General features: G+C 61.1%; 14 protein-coding genes. 7 read left to right on the forward strand and 7 right to left on the reverse strand.

What is annotated here, in order from left to right:
• Window positions 1-3 precede the first annotated feature (3 nt).
• Window positions 4-1,161, reverse strand: coding sequence for an efflux RND transporter periplasmic adaptor subunit (locus ACEN8R_RS02055; protein ID WP_018926861.1), 1,158 nt, complete (start codon window positions 1,159-1,161; stop codon window positions 4-6).
• Between the two features lie 264 nt (window positions 1,162-1,425).
• Between ACEN8R_RS02055 and emhR the strand changes: the two genes are divergently transcribed.
• Window positions 1,426-2,058, forward strand: a complete 633-nt coding sequence (gene emhR / locus ACEN8R_RS02060) for an efflux system transcriptional repressor EmhR (protein WP_018926860.1) — start codon at window positions 1,426-1,428, stop codon at window positions 2,056-2,058.
• Window positions 2,059-2,358: 300 nt separating this feature from the next.
• On the opposite strand, the gene ACEN8R_RS02065 is transcribed toward emhR, so the two are convergent.
• The 3 genes from ACEN8R_RS02065 to ACEN8R_RS02075 are packed head-to-tail and all read right to left on the reverse strand — an operon-like array spanning window position 2,359 to window position 4,924.
• Window positions 2,359-3,408: an alkene reductase gene (locus ACEN8R_RS02065; protein WP_018926859.1), complete on the reverse strand. Its 1,050-nt coding sequence runs from the start codon at window positions 3,406-3,408 to the stop codon at window positions 2,359-2,361.
• A gap of 21 nt (window positions 3,409-3,429) precedes the next feature.
• Complete coding sequence (locus tag ACEN8R_RS02070; protein WP_018926858.1) at window positions 3,430-4,596, reverse strand: MFS transporter; 1,167 nt, start codon at window positions 4,594-4,596, stop codon at window positions 3,430-3,432.
• Between the two features lie 25 nt (window positions 4,597-4,621).
• Complete coding sequence (locus ACEN8R_RS02075; RefSeq protein ID WP_018926857.1) at window positions 4,622-4,924, reverse strand: ArsR/SmtB family transcription factor; 303 nt, start codon at window positions 4,922-4,924, stop codon at window positions 4,622-4,624.
• 155 nt (window positions 4,925-5,079) lie between these two features.
• Between ACEN8R_RS02075 and ACEN8R_RS02080 the strand changes: the two genes are divergently transcribed.
• Window positions 5,080-5,649 (forward strand): acyl carrier protein phosphodiesterase, encoded by a 570-nt coding sequence (locus ACEN8R_RS02080; protein ID WP_495624553.1) that lies wholly within the window; start codon window positions 5,080-5,082, stop codon window positions 5,647-5,649.
• A 112-nt stretch (window positions 5,650-5,761) separates the two neighbouring features.
• On the opposite strand, the gene ACEN8R_RS02085 is transcribed toward ACEN8R_RS02080, so the two are convergent.
• Together ACEN8R_RS02085 and olsB are read right to left on the reverse strand one after the other, a co-directional pair.
• Window positions 5,762-6,556 carry a lysophospholipid acyltransferase family protein gene (locus tag ACEN8R_RS02085; RefSeq protein WP_018926855.1) on the reverse strand — a complete coding sequence of 265 codons (795 nt, stop codon included), beginning with the start codon at window positions 6,554-6,556 and terminating at the stop codon, window positions 5,762-5,764.
• On the reverse strand, window positions 6,556-7,311 hold the full coding sequence (olsB, locus tag ACEN8R_RS02090; RefSeq protein WP_019580897.1) for an L-ornithine N(alpha)-acyltransferase: 756 nt from the start codon (window positions 7,309-7,311) through the stop codon (window positions 6,556-6,558). Before olsB ends, ACEN8R_RS02085 begins: the two co-directional genes overlap by 1 nt.
• A gap of 154 nt (window positions 7,312-7,465) precedes the next feature.
• On the opposite strand from olsB, the gene ACEN8R_RS02095 reads away from it, so the two are divergent.
• The 5 genes from ACEN8R_RS02095 (at window position 7,466) to ACEN8R_RS02115 (ending at window position 11,821) form a co-directional block, all read left to right on the forward strand.
• Window positions 7,466-8,353, forward strand: a complete 888-nt coding sequence (locus ACEN8R_RS02095; RefSeq protein ID WP_018926853.1) for an acyl-CoA dehydrogenase middle domain-containing protein — start codon at window positions 7,466-7,468, stop codon at window positions 8,351-8,353.
• 65 nt (window positions 8,354-8,418) lie between these two features.
• On the forward strand, window positions 8,419-9,513 hold the full coding sequence (locus ACEN8R_RS02100; RefSeq protein WP_018926852.1) for a serine hydrolase domain-containing protein: 1,095 nt from the start codon (window positions 8,419-8,421) through the stop codon (window positions 9,511-9,513).
• Window positions 9,510-9,839 carry a hypothetical protein gene (locus tag ACEN8R_RS02105; RefSeq protein WP_018926851.1) on the forward strand — a complete coding sequence of 110 codons (330 nt, stop codon included), beginning with the start codon at window positions 9,510-9,512 and terminating at the stop codon, window positions 9,837-9,839. The genes ACEN8R_RS02100 and ACEN8R_RS02105 overlap by 4 nt, the downstream gene beginning before the upstream one ends.
• 232 nt (window positions 9,840-10,071) lie before the next feature.
• Window positions 10,072-10,662, forward strand: a complete 591-nt coding sequence (locus ACEN8R_RS02110; protein WP_495624554.1) for a YceI family protein — start codon at window positions 10,072-10,074, stop codon at window positions 10,660-10,662.
• A gap of 1 nt (window position 10,663) precedes the next feature.
• Window positions 10,664-11,821, forward strand: a complete 1,158-nt coding sequence (locus tag ACEN8R_RS02115; RefSeq protein ID WP_018926849.1) for a phospholipase D-like domain-containing protein — start codon at window positions 10,664-10,666, stop codon at window positions 11,819-11,821.
• A 63-nt stretch (window positions 11,822-11,884) separates the two neighbouring features.
• On the opposite strand, the gene bglX is transcribed toward ACEN8R_RS02115, so the two are convergent.
• Complete coding sequence (gene bglX / locus ACEN8R_RS02120; RefSeq protein WP_018926848.1) at window positions 11,885-14,176, reverse strand: beta-glucosidase BglX; 2,292 nt, start codon at window positions 14,174-14,176, stop codon at window positions 11,885-11,887.
• Between the last annotated feature and the right edge of the window lie 221 nt (window positions 14,177-14,397).

The following is a 14,397-nucleotide window of genomic DNA, read 5'->3' on the forward strand; positions in this document are numbered from 1 at the left end:
GGTTTACTCCCCTTTGCCGCCGACAGCGACTTTGGCTGCCTGTGCGGGGACCGGGCTCTTGGCGTTGACGTTGGTGGCTTCAGTGGCCTTGACTTCAACACCAGGTCTGACGAATTGCAGCCCTTCAGTGATCAGGCGATCGCCTGCCTTCAAGCCGTCTTCAATCAACCATTGGTTGCCGACAGTACGGCTGGCCTTGAGCTGACGCAGTTCGACCTTGTTGTCCGGACCCACGACCAGCGCGGTCGGGGTGCCTTTGAGGTCGCGGGTCACGCCTTGTTGCGGCGCCAGAATCGCCGCGCTGTTCACGCCGGATTGCAACTGAGCGTGAACGAACATGCCCGGCAGCAGGGTGTGATCAGGGTTGGGGAACACCGCGCGCAGAGTCACGGAACCAGTGGTCTGGTCTACCGAGACTTCAGAGAACTCGAGCTTGCCGTCCACGGCGTACTGGCTGCCGTCTTCCAGGGTCAGCTTGACCGCGGCGGCATTGTCGCCCGCCTTTTGCAGACGACCGCTTTCCAGTTCGCGGCGCAGCTCAAGCAGCTCCACCGAGGACTGGGTCACGTCGACATAGATCGGGTCCAGTTGCTGGATGACCGCCATGGCGTCGCTCTGGCCGCTGCTGACCAGCGCGCCTTCCGTCACCGACGAACGGCCGATTCGACCGGAGATCGGTGCGTAGACCTTGGTGTAGCGCACGTTGATCTGGGCGGTCTGCAGGGAGGCTTCCGATTGCAGGCGGTTGGCCAGTGCCGTGTCGTACTCCTGACGGCTGACGGCCTGTTCGTCGACCAGTTGCTTGTAGCGATCGGAGATCGACTTGGTCGAACGCAGGTTGGCTTCGGCGCTTTTCAGGGTCGCGTCATAGACCGACGGGTCGATCTGATACAGCTGCTGACCGGCCTTGACGTCGCCGCCTTCCTTGAACAGTCGTTTGAGAATGATGCCGTTGACCTGTGGGCGAACTTCGGCAATACGGAACGCACTGGTGCGCCCTGGAAGTTCGGACGTCAGGGTGAAGGCTTGTGGTTGCAGGGTTACGACGCCGACCTGAGGGGTGGGTGCGGCAGGTGCCGCCTCTTCCTTTTTACATCCACTGAGCAGCGATGCCAGGGCGAGGGCAGTAACCAGAGCGGTAACAGCTGGCTTGAATTGCATGAAGATCCTCGGGTCAGGCGCGCAAGTTGCGCACAAGAAAGGTGGAAGGTTAAAAAATTTTACCGGGTGGATAAGTAGCTTGCTAAGGAATATACTTACATTCATGCTTGTTTGTAAATACCTTGGCGGCGTACCCACACCGTTACAAAAGCCGTCCAAAGATTTGAATTGTAGGCCTGAGACGAAGCCCGAAAGCGCTCGCCTCACTTCTATTCAGCGGATGCTCAGACATCGCTGAGGCACCCTGATTGAGGTTTTACTGCCATGGTCCGTCGCACCAAAGAGGAAGCTCAAGAAACCCGAAGCCAGATACTCGAAGCGGCAGAAAAAGCCTTTTTCGAGCGGGGCGTGGCACGCACGACGCTGGCGGATATCGCTACCCTGGCCGGGGTGACTCGCGGGGCTATCTACTGGCATTTCAGTAACAAGGCGGATCTGCTGCAGGCGATGCTCGATACCCTGCACGAGCCGCTGAATGAAATGGCCAAGGCCAGTGAAAGCCAGGACGAACTCGACCCGCTGGGCTGCATGCGCAAACTGCTGATTCATTTGTTTCATCAAGTTGCACTGGACCCGAAAACCCGACGCATCAACGAGATTCTGTTTCATAAGTGCGAATTCACCGATGAAATGTGCGACCTGCGCCAGCAGCGCCGAACGGTCAGCCTCGATTGCAATGTGCGAATCGCGCTGGCCCTGAGTAATGCGGTGAATCGCGGGCAGTTACCGGAAAACCTCGACGCTGCCCGCGCGGCCATCAGCTTGCATGCCTACATCGATGGCATCCTGTATCAGTGGCTGTTGGCGCCCGACAGTTTTCAACTGCACATCGAAGCCGAGCGTTGGGTCGACACAGGTTTGGATATGCTGCGCTTGAGTCCCAGCCTGCGCAATTGAAACAAAATGCGTAATTGGATCCGTTTTTGTCAAGGCATGACGCGGGGAATGTCCCTGCTTCGCGCGCCTTTTTGCAATGGGATGCTTTTATATACGTACGTTCGCCAGGTTGATAGGTAGCGAGCTACGTATTTTGTAGGGATTTTGTGTCGAGTATGTGAATGAGTGTGAACGCCCCGGCTACAAGGGCGCCGAATAGCCGACCAAAGGCATCGCATTTGCCTCGGTGACCTTTGATCTTCCATACGCAAAAGCCCCGGCTCTTTCGAGTCGGGGCTTTTGCATTTCAACGGTCGAGGCTTACAGCGTCGGATAGTCGATATAACCGACCGGGCCCTTGCCGTAGAACAGTTCCGGACGCGGCTCGTTCAGCGGTGCATCGGCCTTCAAGCGCGCTGGCAGGTCCGGGTTGGCGATGAACGGCACACCAAACGCCACCGCGTCGGCCTTGCCGCTGGCCAGCCACTCGTTGGCGCTGTCCTTGGTGAAGCGTTCGTTGGCGATGTACGGGCCGCCGAAGGCTTCTTTCAATTGCGGGCCGAGGCTGTCGGCGCCTTCTTTTTCGCGCGAGCAGATGAACGCGATGCCGCGTTTTCCCAGTTCGCGAGCGACGTAGGTGAAGGTCTCGGACAGGTTGTCGTCGCCCATGTCATGGGAGTCGGCGCGCGGTGCCAGGTGCATGCCGACGCGGCCAGCGCCCCAGACTTCGATCACGGCGTCAGTCACTTCCAGCAACAGGCGCGCACGGTTTTCCAGGGAGCCACCGTAGTTGTCGGTGCGCTGGTTGGTGCTGCTTTGCAGGAACTGGTCGAGCAGGTAACCGTTGGCACCGTGGATTTCCACGCCGTCGAAACCGGCGGCCTTGGCATTCTCGGCCCCCACGCGGTAAGCGTCGACGATGTCGGCGATTTCAGCGGTTTCCAGGGCGCGCGGAGTTGGGTAGTCGGCCAATGGACGAACCAGGCTGACATGGCCTTTAGGCTGGATGGCACTCGGTGCGACCGGTGCTTCGCCGTTCAGGTACGAAGGGTGGGAAACCCGACCCACGTGCCACAGTTGCAGGAAGATTTTGCCGCCCGCGCCGTGAATCGCTTTGGTCACGTTGCTCCAGCCGCGCACCTGGTCGTTGGACCAGATGCCGGGAGTGTCCGGGTAACCGACGCCCATCGGCGTGACCGACGTGGCCTCGCTGAGGATCAGGCCGGCAGAGGCGCGCTGCACGTAATACTCGGCCATCAGCGCGTTCGGCACACGGCCTTCGTCGGCGCGGCAGCGGGTCAACGGTGCCATGATGATGCGGTTGGCCAACTCGAGGTCGCCCAGTTTGATCGGATCGAAAATTGTCGTCATTTAATAGCTCTCTTTTAGCGATTAATGGGTAGCGGGGGCCAGCTCGGCATCGCCGCTCTGACGGAAAGTAATCAGGGTCACCAGCAGGGCGAGCACCGCCAGTGCGGCTGCCGCGAGTGGCACGCGGGTCAGGCCGAAGCCGTGGGCGATGACGCTGCCGCCGACCCAGGCACCGAGTGCGTTGCCGACGTTGAAGGCGCCGATGTTCAGGGTCGACACCAGGTTCGGTGCAGCCTTGCCGAAGGTCACCACGTTGACTTGCAGTGCCGGCACGGCGGCAAAGCACGCGGTGGCCCAGAGGAACAGGGTGATTTCGGTCGGGATCAGGGCCACGCTGGTCCAGGTCAGCACGGTGGAGACCACCGCCATGGTGATGAACACACCGATCAGCGTCGCCGCCATGCCTTTGTCAGCCAGCTTGCCGCCGATGATGTTGCCGACTGTCAGGCCCAGGCCGATGAGCACCAGGGTCCAGGTCACGCCACGCGGGGAAACACCGGTGACTTCGCCCAGCAGCGGCGCGACATAGGTGAACAAGGTGAAGACCGACGCGGCGAACAAGGCGGTCATGCTCAGGGATAACCAGATACCGGCCCCCTTGAGGGCGCGCAGTTCGGCGCGCATGTCGAGTTTCTCTTCATCGCGCTTGGCCGGCAGAAAGCGAATCAAACCGATCAGCGCAATCACACCGATCACGGTCACTGCCCAGAAGGTCGAACGCCAGCCGGCTTCCTGGCCGAGCGCGGTGCCCAGCGGTACGCCGAGGACGTTGGCCAGGGTCAGGCCGGTGAACATCAGGGCCACGGCCGACGCACGTTTGTTGGCCGGCACCAGGCCTGCCGCCACCACCGAACCGATGCCGAAGAACGCGCCATGGCACAAGGCGGTGACCACACGGGCAAACATCAGGACGTTGTAGTCACTGGCCAGGGCGCAGAGCAGGTTGCCGATGATGAAAATCCCCATCAACGCTACCAGCGCGGCCTTGCGCGGCAGCCTGGCGGTGGCCAGTGCCATGAACGGCGCACCGATGGCCACGCCCAGGGCGTAACCGGTCACCAGCCAGCCGGCGCCGGGGATCGACACACCGAGGTCCGCCGCCACATCGGGCAGCAAGCCCATGATGACGAACTCGGTGGTGCCGATGGCGAAGGCGCTCAAGGCCAGAATGAGTAGCGAGAGGGGCATGATTGATTCCTTATCGGCCAAAGGGTCAGAGCTCTTTGCTGAAGGTGCGAAGGAACTCCTGGATGGTTTCCTCGTTGCGTTTGAAAAAATGCCACTGGCCGACTTTGCGGCTGCTGATCAGGCCGGCGCGTTGCAGGGTCGCCAGGTGTGCGGACACCGTGGACTGCGACAAACCGCAACGTTGATCGATCTGCCCGGCGCAGACGCCGTGCTCGTTGCTGTGGGTCTGGTCGGGAAATTCGACGGCCGGGTCTTTGAGCCAGTGCAGGATTTCTCGCCGTACCGGATGTGCCAGGGCTTTTATTATTTCGTCGAGGTCGAGGTTCATGGCTTGGGGCTCGTGATGAGTAAAACGTTATATCGCGATGGGGCGAACTTTAAATCGGTATTTCGCGATATACCAATATGATTTCGGTCTGATGACTGCGTAAATCGGTATATCGGGTTATAACGATATTAGTGAGGCAGTGCTAAGCTGCGTCCATGAACTATCTCGCACATCTGCACCTCGGTGGCCAACGCCCCGGTCAAATGCTCGGCAGTCTGTATGGCGACTTCGTCAAGGGACGGCTGCAGGGGCAGTTCGATCCGGAGGTCGAGGCGGCCATCCAGTTGCATCGCAGCATCGATGTCTTCACCGACCGTCATCCGTTGGTGGATGTCTCGTTGTCACGGTTTTCCATCACGCGCAGGCGTTACGCCGGGATCGTGCTCGATGTGTTTTTCGACCATTGCCTGGCGCGGGACTGGGCGCTGTACGCCGACCGTCCGCTGGGGCAATTCACCTCGGATGTTTACCGGGTGCTGCTGGCCGAGCCGCAGTTGCCGGAGCGCCTGGCGAAGATTGCGCCGCACATGGTGGCCAATGACTGGTTGGGGGCTTATCAGGAATTCGAAGTGCTGGAGCAGGTACTGCGGGGGATTTCACGCAGGCTGACGCGGCCCGAGGAACTGGCCGCGGCAATGCAGGAGTTGCGGCGGTTGTATGAACCGTTGAGCGAGGATTTCCGGTTGTTCTATCCGCAGCTTCAAGACTTCGCACAAAACCGCTGACACCAATCCTTCTTTGTAGGAGCGAGCGGTGCGGCGATCCGACTTGCCCGAGAAGCGGTCCTCGAGGGCGCCAAAAGCTTCGCGGGCAAGCCTCGCTCCTACAAACGCAAAATCAGGCGGCGATCAGTTCGCCGGCACGCCGTGGCTCGGCAGGTTTCGCGACTTCACCAAACAACGCCTTCTGCACCGCCTGCTGCGCCTCGAACGCCAGCGCCGCGCGTTCCCGGTCCTGGCACTCGATCGGCTTGAGCAGGTGAATCTCCACCTCACCCCGATCATTGGCGAACAAGCGCATCAGGTGTGACAGCAAATCATCATCGCCAATGAACGGTGCCAGGGTATCCAGCTCGCCGTTGCGCAGATAACGAATCGCCACCGGTTGCAGCGCCACTTCGGAATCGATCGCCGCTGACAGCAAACGACCATGAAACGTGCGCAGCGAACGCCCATCGGTGGTGGTGCCTTCCGGGAACATCAGCAGCGGGTGTTCCTGTTCCAGATGGCGAGTCATCTGTTTGCGGATCAACTGACTGTCGCCTGAACCACGGCGAATGAACAGGCTGCCAGCCTTGGCCGCCAACCAGCCCGCCACCGGCCAGGTGCGCACTTCAGCCTTGGACAGGAATGACAGCGGCGTGAGCATGCCCAGCAGCGGAATGTCGGTCCAGGACACATGGTTGCTGACCCAGAGCATCGGCGCCTTCGGCAATTGACCATTGACGGTGACATGAAAGGGCAGGGCATTGCTCAGCCGCGCCATGAAAAACCGCGACCAGCGCTGGCGACGGACCATCGAATGGGCAATCCCCAGTCGTTCGAACGCGCCGAACACACTGGCCATGGTCAAGCCCAGCGCCACCACCATCAGCACTCGCGCAATTCGCGCGTACACCCGCAAGCGGCTCATTACACAGCCGCCTTGAAGTGCTTGGCGTAACGCGGGCAGAGCTCGTCGCGCTTGAGCAGGATGAACACGTCGGCCACCTGGAAGTCTTCGTCCCAGCACGGCTCGCCGCAGATTTTTGCGCCCAGGCGCATGTAGGCCTTGAGCAGCGGCGGCATTTCGGCGATGACGTTCGATGGAATGTCCAGCGTCGGCAATGGCTTCTTCGGCTCGGCCCGCAGGTGTTCGGTGCACAGGTAACGTTCGCGCAGGCGTTGCATGATCGCGTGGGCCTGGATGCCGCCGTCCTGCATCGGAATGCTCGCGCAACCCATCAGATAGCTGTAGCCGCCCTGGTTCAGCACTTCGGCCAGTTCACCCCAGAGCACGGCGATGGTGCCGCCGTTGCGGTAGGCCGGGTCGACGCAGGTGCGACCGATTTCCAGGATCGGGCCTTTCAGATGAACCAGGCCATGCAGGCTGAATTCTTCTTCGCTGTAGAACTTGCCCAGGCTGCTGGCGGCTGTGTGGTCGAGCAAACGAGTGGTCGCAACCAGGCGCCCGGTGTTCAAGTCACGTACGCCGATGTGGGCGCAGTGAACATCATAGTCATCCATGTCCAGACCCAATTCCGCGCCTTTCAGCCTGGCGTTGAATTCGCCGCTGAACACGTTGAAGCGCAAGGCCTGGGCTTCCTGCAGTGCCTCGGCGCCCACCAGGCGTTCGGCTTGCAGGCGGCGTTCATTGCCGGTGTCGCTGATGCGGGCGATCTGAGTCATTGCGAATCTCCGTACGGGCTGGCCACCCGTCTTGGGTTGCAGCCGATCGACTTTCTTTATGCAGCCGTGTTGTGCAAAGTCAGGCTATGTAGCCCCGGTGTCATCGCCATGAAGCTTTGGTGATGCTTATATGACAGCCCACAAGGAGCCTCTTATGCCCTGGCAAACCCTGTTGAACCGCAGCGATCGCCTGCCCGCCGACCCCGATCTTGGCGAAGGCTTCGCGACCTTGTTGCACCGCTTGGGCACGGTCACCCCGTTTGAATTGGCGGTGAACGGCGGACGGCTGATGGCGACTCCGGGGTTGGCGTTTCTGGTGGGGTATCAAGCGGCGCTGCGGATGCTCTGGCCGAGCGCGCCGCTGAGCCTCGGTGCGTTGTGCGCGACCGAGCAACGCAGCTTGCGGGTGGCGGACATGCAGACCCGGCTGCGGGATCTGCGTCTGAGCGGACGCAAGGATTTCGTCACCGCCGGCGATGCCTCCGACTGGCTGCTGGTCGCCGCTCGCAGCGAAGAGCCAGGCAGCGATCCGCGCCTGAGTCTGGCGGTGGTTTACCCCGGCGAACCGGGCGTGCGTCTGGAGAAACTCGCGCCGTTGCCGTTGATGCCCGAGATCAGCCACGGTCGGCTGTTTCTCGACAACGCGCTGTGCGAATTGTTGGCGGGGGACGGCTGGGATGCTTACGTCAAACCGTTCCGCACCCTGGAAGACATTTATGTGCTGAGTGCGATGACCGCGTGGCTGTTCGGCATTGGCCAGGACAACGACTGGCCGCACACCTTGCAACTGCGTTTGCTGGCGCTGCTGGCCGGGTGCGCGGAAGTCAGCCGCCAGGCGCCGAACAATCCGGCCGGGCATGTGTTGCTGGGCGGTTTGTTTGCTCAGTTCGACGGGCTCAAGGCTGAAGTGAATCAGGCCATGACCGACGGCCCGCCGCAGTGGGCGGCGATGTGGCAGCGCGATCAGGCCGTGATGGATCTGGCGGCAGGGGCGCGGGGCAAGCGGTTGGCCAAGGCGTTGGCGGGATCTTCGTTAGGGTGACGGGCCTCCCAAAACTGTCATCAACCTCGACTAGGCTCAGCAGGTTCATCCTCCGAGCGTCCTCCATGTTCAAAGGCTTGTCGCTGATTTCCATCCTGCTGTTCAGCTTCACGGCCCAGGCCGAAAACTGGCCGGCCGAGCAATGGTTGCCCGGCCCGACAGTCACCGGTCCGGCCGTTCAAGCCCTGGAAAACTACGCTTTCCCACTCCGCAACGACACCACCCGCGAGGGCATCCGCACCGATGCCTTGCTGGTGATCCATGACGGCCAACTCGTCTACGAGCGCTACGCCGACCCGACCCGTGCCGACACCCCGCACCTGACCTGGTCGATCAGCAAAAGCCTGATGGCCACGGTGCTCGGCGTGGCCTATGGCGAAGGTCTGTTCAACTTGCAGGACCCGGCGGTGCAGTTCTATCCAGCGCTGGAAAAACACCCCGCCATGACCATGGCCGACTTGCTGCATTGGGCCTCGGGCCTGGATTGGCAGGAAGACTATGAGTACGCACCGTTGAAGTCCTCGGTGGTAGCGATGCTCTACACCCGAGGTCATCGCGACATGGCTGCGTTTACCGCCGACCATGACGCGTACGCCAGGCCCGGTCAGGCCTTCCGCTACTCCAGCGGCGACAGCAATCTGCTTTCCGTCGCGTTGAAAGCCATTGTTGGCCCGGCCCGATATCCGGATTATCCGTGGACCGCATTGTTCGAACCCTTGGGCATTCGCGGCGCGGTTTGGGAAGCGGATGCCACGGGGACATTTGTCGCTTCGTCCTATGCCTACCTCACCGCCCGGGACCTGGCACGGGTCGGCCTGTTGATGGCGCGCGACGGTCGCTGGCGCGAGCGGCAGCTGCTGCCCAAGGCGTGGGTCGACTTCAGCCGTGAGCCGTTCGCCCGCTACCGAGCCAACCAGGATGAAGCGGTGCCCGGCGGGCATTGGTGGCTCAATCGAGCGGTGGATGGTGCGGCACAACCCTGGCCCGATGCGCCCGTCGACACCTTCGCCGCGCTGGGCCATTGGGGCCAGGCGATGTACGTGATTCCCAGCGAAAAACTGGTGATCGTCCGCTACGGCGATGATCGCGATGGAAGTTACCGGCATAACGAACTGCTCAAACTCGCGCTCCAGGCGTTTGCCATGAAGGTGCAGCCATGAGCCGTCGCAGTTTCATTCGCCGTCGGCCGTTCAGCACATTGTTGCTGGTGCTGCTGACCGCTTTGCTCGGCTGGGGCTGGCAGGAACGCGTGGCGCTGTGGGCTTTTCCCGACATCATCAGCGCTTACACCGCCAAGGAATACTGCTCGTGCCGGTATGTGATGAACAATCCGGCGGCGTATTGCCAGGGTTATGTGAAGCAGTATTTACCCACCAGCGGTTTCGTCGATGATGCCGCGAGCAAGCGGGTGACGGTCGGCGGATTGGGGCGCAGCAACAGCGCACAGTGGATCGGCGAGCGCCAGGGCTGCCGCCTGCAACCCTGACGTGGTCGTACTCGTTGTGGCGAGGGAGCTTGCTCCCGCTCGGCTGCGAAGCAGTCGTAATGCCAGCGGCGGAGATCTGATTGGAGGAACTCATTGTCTGATTTCGGGAGCGCTTCGCACTCCAGCGGGAGCAAGCTCCCTCGCCACAAAGATTGGGGCGAAGTCACAGAAAGTTTGCAACCTGCCTCAAGCCAGTTAAGGTTCGCTCAGGTTTATCTGCCCCCGAGTTTCTATGTTCAAGCGGTTCATCTACAAAACCCTCGCTTCCCTGCTGCTGGCCGGTGTCACCGTGTCGGCCCAGGCCAATTGGTATCTGGACGGCGAGTCCTCGCGGCTGTCGTTTGTCAGCACCAAAAACGCCAACATCTCCGAAGTGCAGCGCTTTCTGGTGCTGCATGGCAAGGTCGACCCCAAGGGGCTGGCCGAGGTGGAAGTCGAGCTGGAGTCGGTTAATAGCGGCATTCCGCTGCGTGACGAACGCATGCGCAAGGAACTGTTCCAGATCCAGACGTTTCCCGAAGCGCTGATCACCACGCAGATCGACCTGCGGCCAATCAACGATCTGGCGCCTGGTGCACAACTGGAATTGCGCTTGCCGGTGACCGTCGGCCTGCATGGCAAGCAACACCAATACAACGCCGAACTGCTGGCGACCCGTCTCGATGACCGGCGCTTTCAAGTGGTGACCCTCGAGCCTTTGGTGATCAGCGCCGAAGATTTCGACCTGGCCCCAGGCCTGGAAAGCTTGCGCAAGCTCGCCGGTTTGTCGGCCATCAGTCTGTCGGTACCGGTGGGTGCGGTGCTGATTTTCACGGCGCGCTGAAATGCGTGGTGCAATTTTTCCGTGGCGCGAAGGCAATCGCTTCGAACTGCTGATCGACGGCCCGCAGTTTTTCCCGCGCATGCTGGTGGCGATTGCCCGCGCCGAAGAACAAGTCGAGCTGGAGCTGTACCTGGTGGAGGCAGGGGCCTGCGCCGAGGCGATGGTTCAGGCGCTGGTCCAGGCGGCCGAGCGTGGCGTGCGGGTACGCTGTCTGTTCGATGACTATGGCAGCCTGGCCTTCACCCTGACTTTGCGTCAGCGCCTGATGGCCGCCGGGGTCGAGTTGCGTTTTTACAATCGGCTGAGCTGGCGACGCTGGGTGGGCAACTTCTATCGCGATCACCGCAAGTTGCTGCTGGTGGATCAATCCCTGGCGGTCGTTGGTGGCACCGGGGTCACCGATGAGTTCTGGTCGCCGGGCGAAGACACCTGCGAATGGCACGAAGTGATGGTGGAAATCACCGGTCCCCTGGTCATCGACTGGCAATTGCTGTTCGACCGCCAATGGATCGCCAACCGCTATCGGCGTGCCTGGAAACCCGTTTCACACTTCGGTCTACCGCGCCTGCCGCGAGTGCCGGTGATGGGCGAGGGCATGGGCCGGGTCGCTTATGCCGACGCCCGCCAGCACCGGGACATTCTGCAATCGCTGATTCGCGCGCTGAACAGCGGCAAGCAGCGAATCTGGCTGGCCACGCCCTATTTCCTGCCAACCTGGAAAGTCCGCCGCTCGCTGCGCCGGGCGGCGAATCGCGGCGTCGATGTGCGTCTGCTGCTGACCGGGCCGCGTACTGATCACCCGTCGGTGCGCTACGCCGGGCATCGCTACTACCCGCGACTGCTCAGGGCCGGGGTGAAGATCTTCGAATACCAGCCGTGTTTCCTGCACCTGAAAATGGTGTTGATCGACGATTGGGTGAGTATCGGCTCATGTAATTTCGATCACTGGAATCTGCGCTTCAATCTGGAGGCCAACCTCGAAGCCCTGGACCCAGGGCTGACCCGAGCGGTGGCGGCGAGTTTCGAGAATGACTTTGCCTTGAGCCAGGAAGTCAGTCTTGAGGCGTGGAAGCGCCGACCGTTGTGGCGGCGGGTCAAGCAGAGGGTTTGGGGATGGGTGGATCGGGTGGTGGTGAATCTGCTGGATCGGCGGGGCTGAACACTTTTTCAGATCGTTCCCACGCAGAGCGTGGGAACGATCATCTTTTGCTTTCAGGCGGGGTTACAGCAACTCAAAGCTCTGCTGCGTCACGTCCTGTGAGTCCAGGCCGATCTCCACGTTGAACTTGCCCGGTTCCGCAGCGTACTTGAGCTGGGCGTTGTAGAACTTCAGGTCATCCTCGGTGATGGTGAAGTGCACGACTTTCTGTTCGCCGGCCTTGAGCAGCACTTTCTGGAAGTTCTTCAGTTCCTTGACCGGGCGGATCATCGAGCCGGTCACGTCCTGGATGTACAACTGCACCACGGTTTCGCCGTCACGCTTGCCGGTGTTCTTCACCACGACGCTGGCGTCGAGCTTGCCGGTCTTGTTCAGCGTGGTCGACGACAATGCCATGTCGGTCAGGCTGAACTGGGTGTAGCTCAGGCCGAAGCCGAACGGGAACAGTGGCCCGGTGGTGTCTTCGAAATACTGCGAGGTGTAGTTGCCCGGTTTGCCGGGAGTGAACGGCCGGCCAATGCTCAGGTGGTTGTAGTAGGTCGGAATCTGACCCACCGAGCGCGGAACGGTGATCGGCAGCTTGCCCGACGGGTTGTAGTCGCCGAACAGTACGTCAGCGATAGCGTTACCGCCTTCGGTGCCACTGAACCAGGTTTCCAGAATCGCGTCAGCCTGCTCTTTCTCTTCGAGAATCGACAGCGGACGACCGTTCATCAACACCAGCACCAGCGGTTTGCCGGTGGCTTTCAACGCCCTGATCAGCTCGCGCTGGTTGCCCGGGATGTTCAGGTCGGTGCGGCTCGACGATTCGTGGGACATGCCACGGGATTCGCCCACTGCGGCCACTACCACATCGGCATCTTTGGCGGCTTTTACCGCTTCGTCGATCAACACGTTGGCCGGGCGCGGATCGTCCACCACTTCCGGGGCATCGAAGTTGAGGAAGTTCAGGTAATCGAGGATTTTCTTGTCGTCGGTGATGTTCGCGCCACGGGCGTAGATCAACGTCGACTGCGCGCCGAGGGCATTTGTCATGCCGTCGAACAGGGTGACCGATTGCGCAGGTTTACCGGCGGCAGCCCAACTGCCCATCATGTCGATCGGTGCTTTTGCCAAAGGGCCGACCAGGGCGATTTTCGCGGTTTTCTTCAGGGGCAGGGTATCGCCCTGGTTCTTCAGCAACACCAGGCTGCGGCGCGCGACATCACGGGCCTCGGCGCGGTGCAGGCGGCTTTCGGCGTAGGTGTCGGCCGGGTCATCCTCTGCCTTGCCGATGCGCAGGTACGGGTCTTTGAACAGGCCCATGTCGTACTTGGCGGCGAGCACTTCGCGCACGGCGTTGTCGATGTCTTTCTGTTCGATCTCGCCGGATTTGAGCAGCCCCGGCAGCTCTTTGCCGTAGAGCGTGTCGTTCATACTCATGTCGATGCCGGCCTTGATCGCCAGCTTCGCCGCTTCACGACCGTCGCGGGCGACGCCGTGTTTGATCAGCTCGAAAATCGCCCCGTGGTCGCTGACTGCCAGGCCCTTGAAGCCCCATTCCTTGCGCAGCAGGTCGTTCATCAGCCAGGTGTTGGCGGTGGCCGGTACGCCGTTGATCGAGTTCAGCGCAACCATCACCCCGCCGGCACCGGCGTCGATGGCGGCGCGGTACGGCGGCAGGTAATCCTGGTACATCTTGACCGGGCTCATGTCGACGACGTTGTAGTCGCGACCGCCCTCGACCGCGCCGTACAAGGCAAAATGCTTGACGCTGGCCATGATGCTGTCAGCCGCGTTCGCACCGCTGCCCTGCAAGGCCTTGACCATCACACCGGCAATTCGCGAAACCAGGTAGGTGTCTTCGCCGAAGCCTTCGGAGGTGCGGCCCCAGCGTGGGTCGCGGGAGATGTCGACCATCGGCGCGAAAGTGATGTCGAGGCTGTCAGCCGCGGCTTCCTGGGCGGCGATGCGCCCGGACCGGCCAATGGCGTCCATGTCCCAGCTCGAGGCCAGGGCCAGGGGAATCGGGAAAATGGTGCGGTGGCCGTGGATCACGTCATAGGCGAAGAACATCGGGATCTTCAACCGGCTGCGCATGGCCGCGTCCTGCATCGGACGGTTTTCGGCGCGGGTGATCGAGTTGAAGGTGCCACCGATATTACCGGCCGCGATTTCCTTGCGGATCAGCTCCCGAGGCATTTCCGGGCCGATGCTGATCAGGCGCAACTGGCCGATCTTTTCATCGAGAGTCATTTGTTTCATCAGATGGCTGATGAAGGCGTCCTTGTTTTCTATCGGTGCGGGCGTCGTGGCGGCCAATACGGTATGACTGGCCAGGCTGACGAACAGGCCCAGCAAACACAGCTTCTTCATGAATATTCTTCTCAAAAGGCCCAAGCGGCAGTGAATACGCGCCGGTCAGCCAAAATTTTGGGAGCGACTATTGTTGTTTGGGTGTTGCTTAGAAAAATGCAGCACACTTCTTACTGTTTTTTCGCTGGGCATCTTTTAGCCCATTGGCTCGATGCAATCCAGTAGCGGCGCAGATTATGCCCCAAGAGCCGGGGTCAAAGTTCGCCGGTTGTTTTATCAAC

It is taken from the genome of Pseudomonas sp. Pseusp15 (assembly GCF_059492165.1).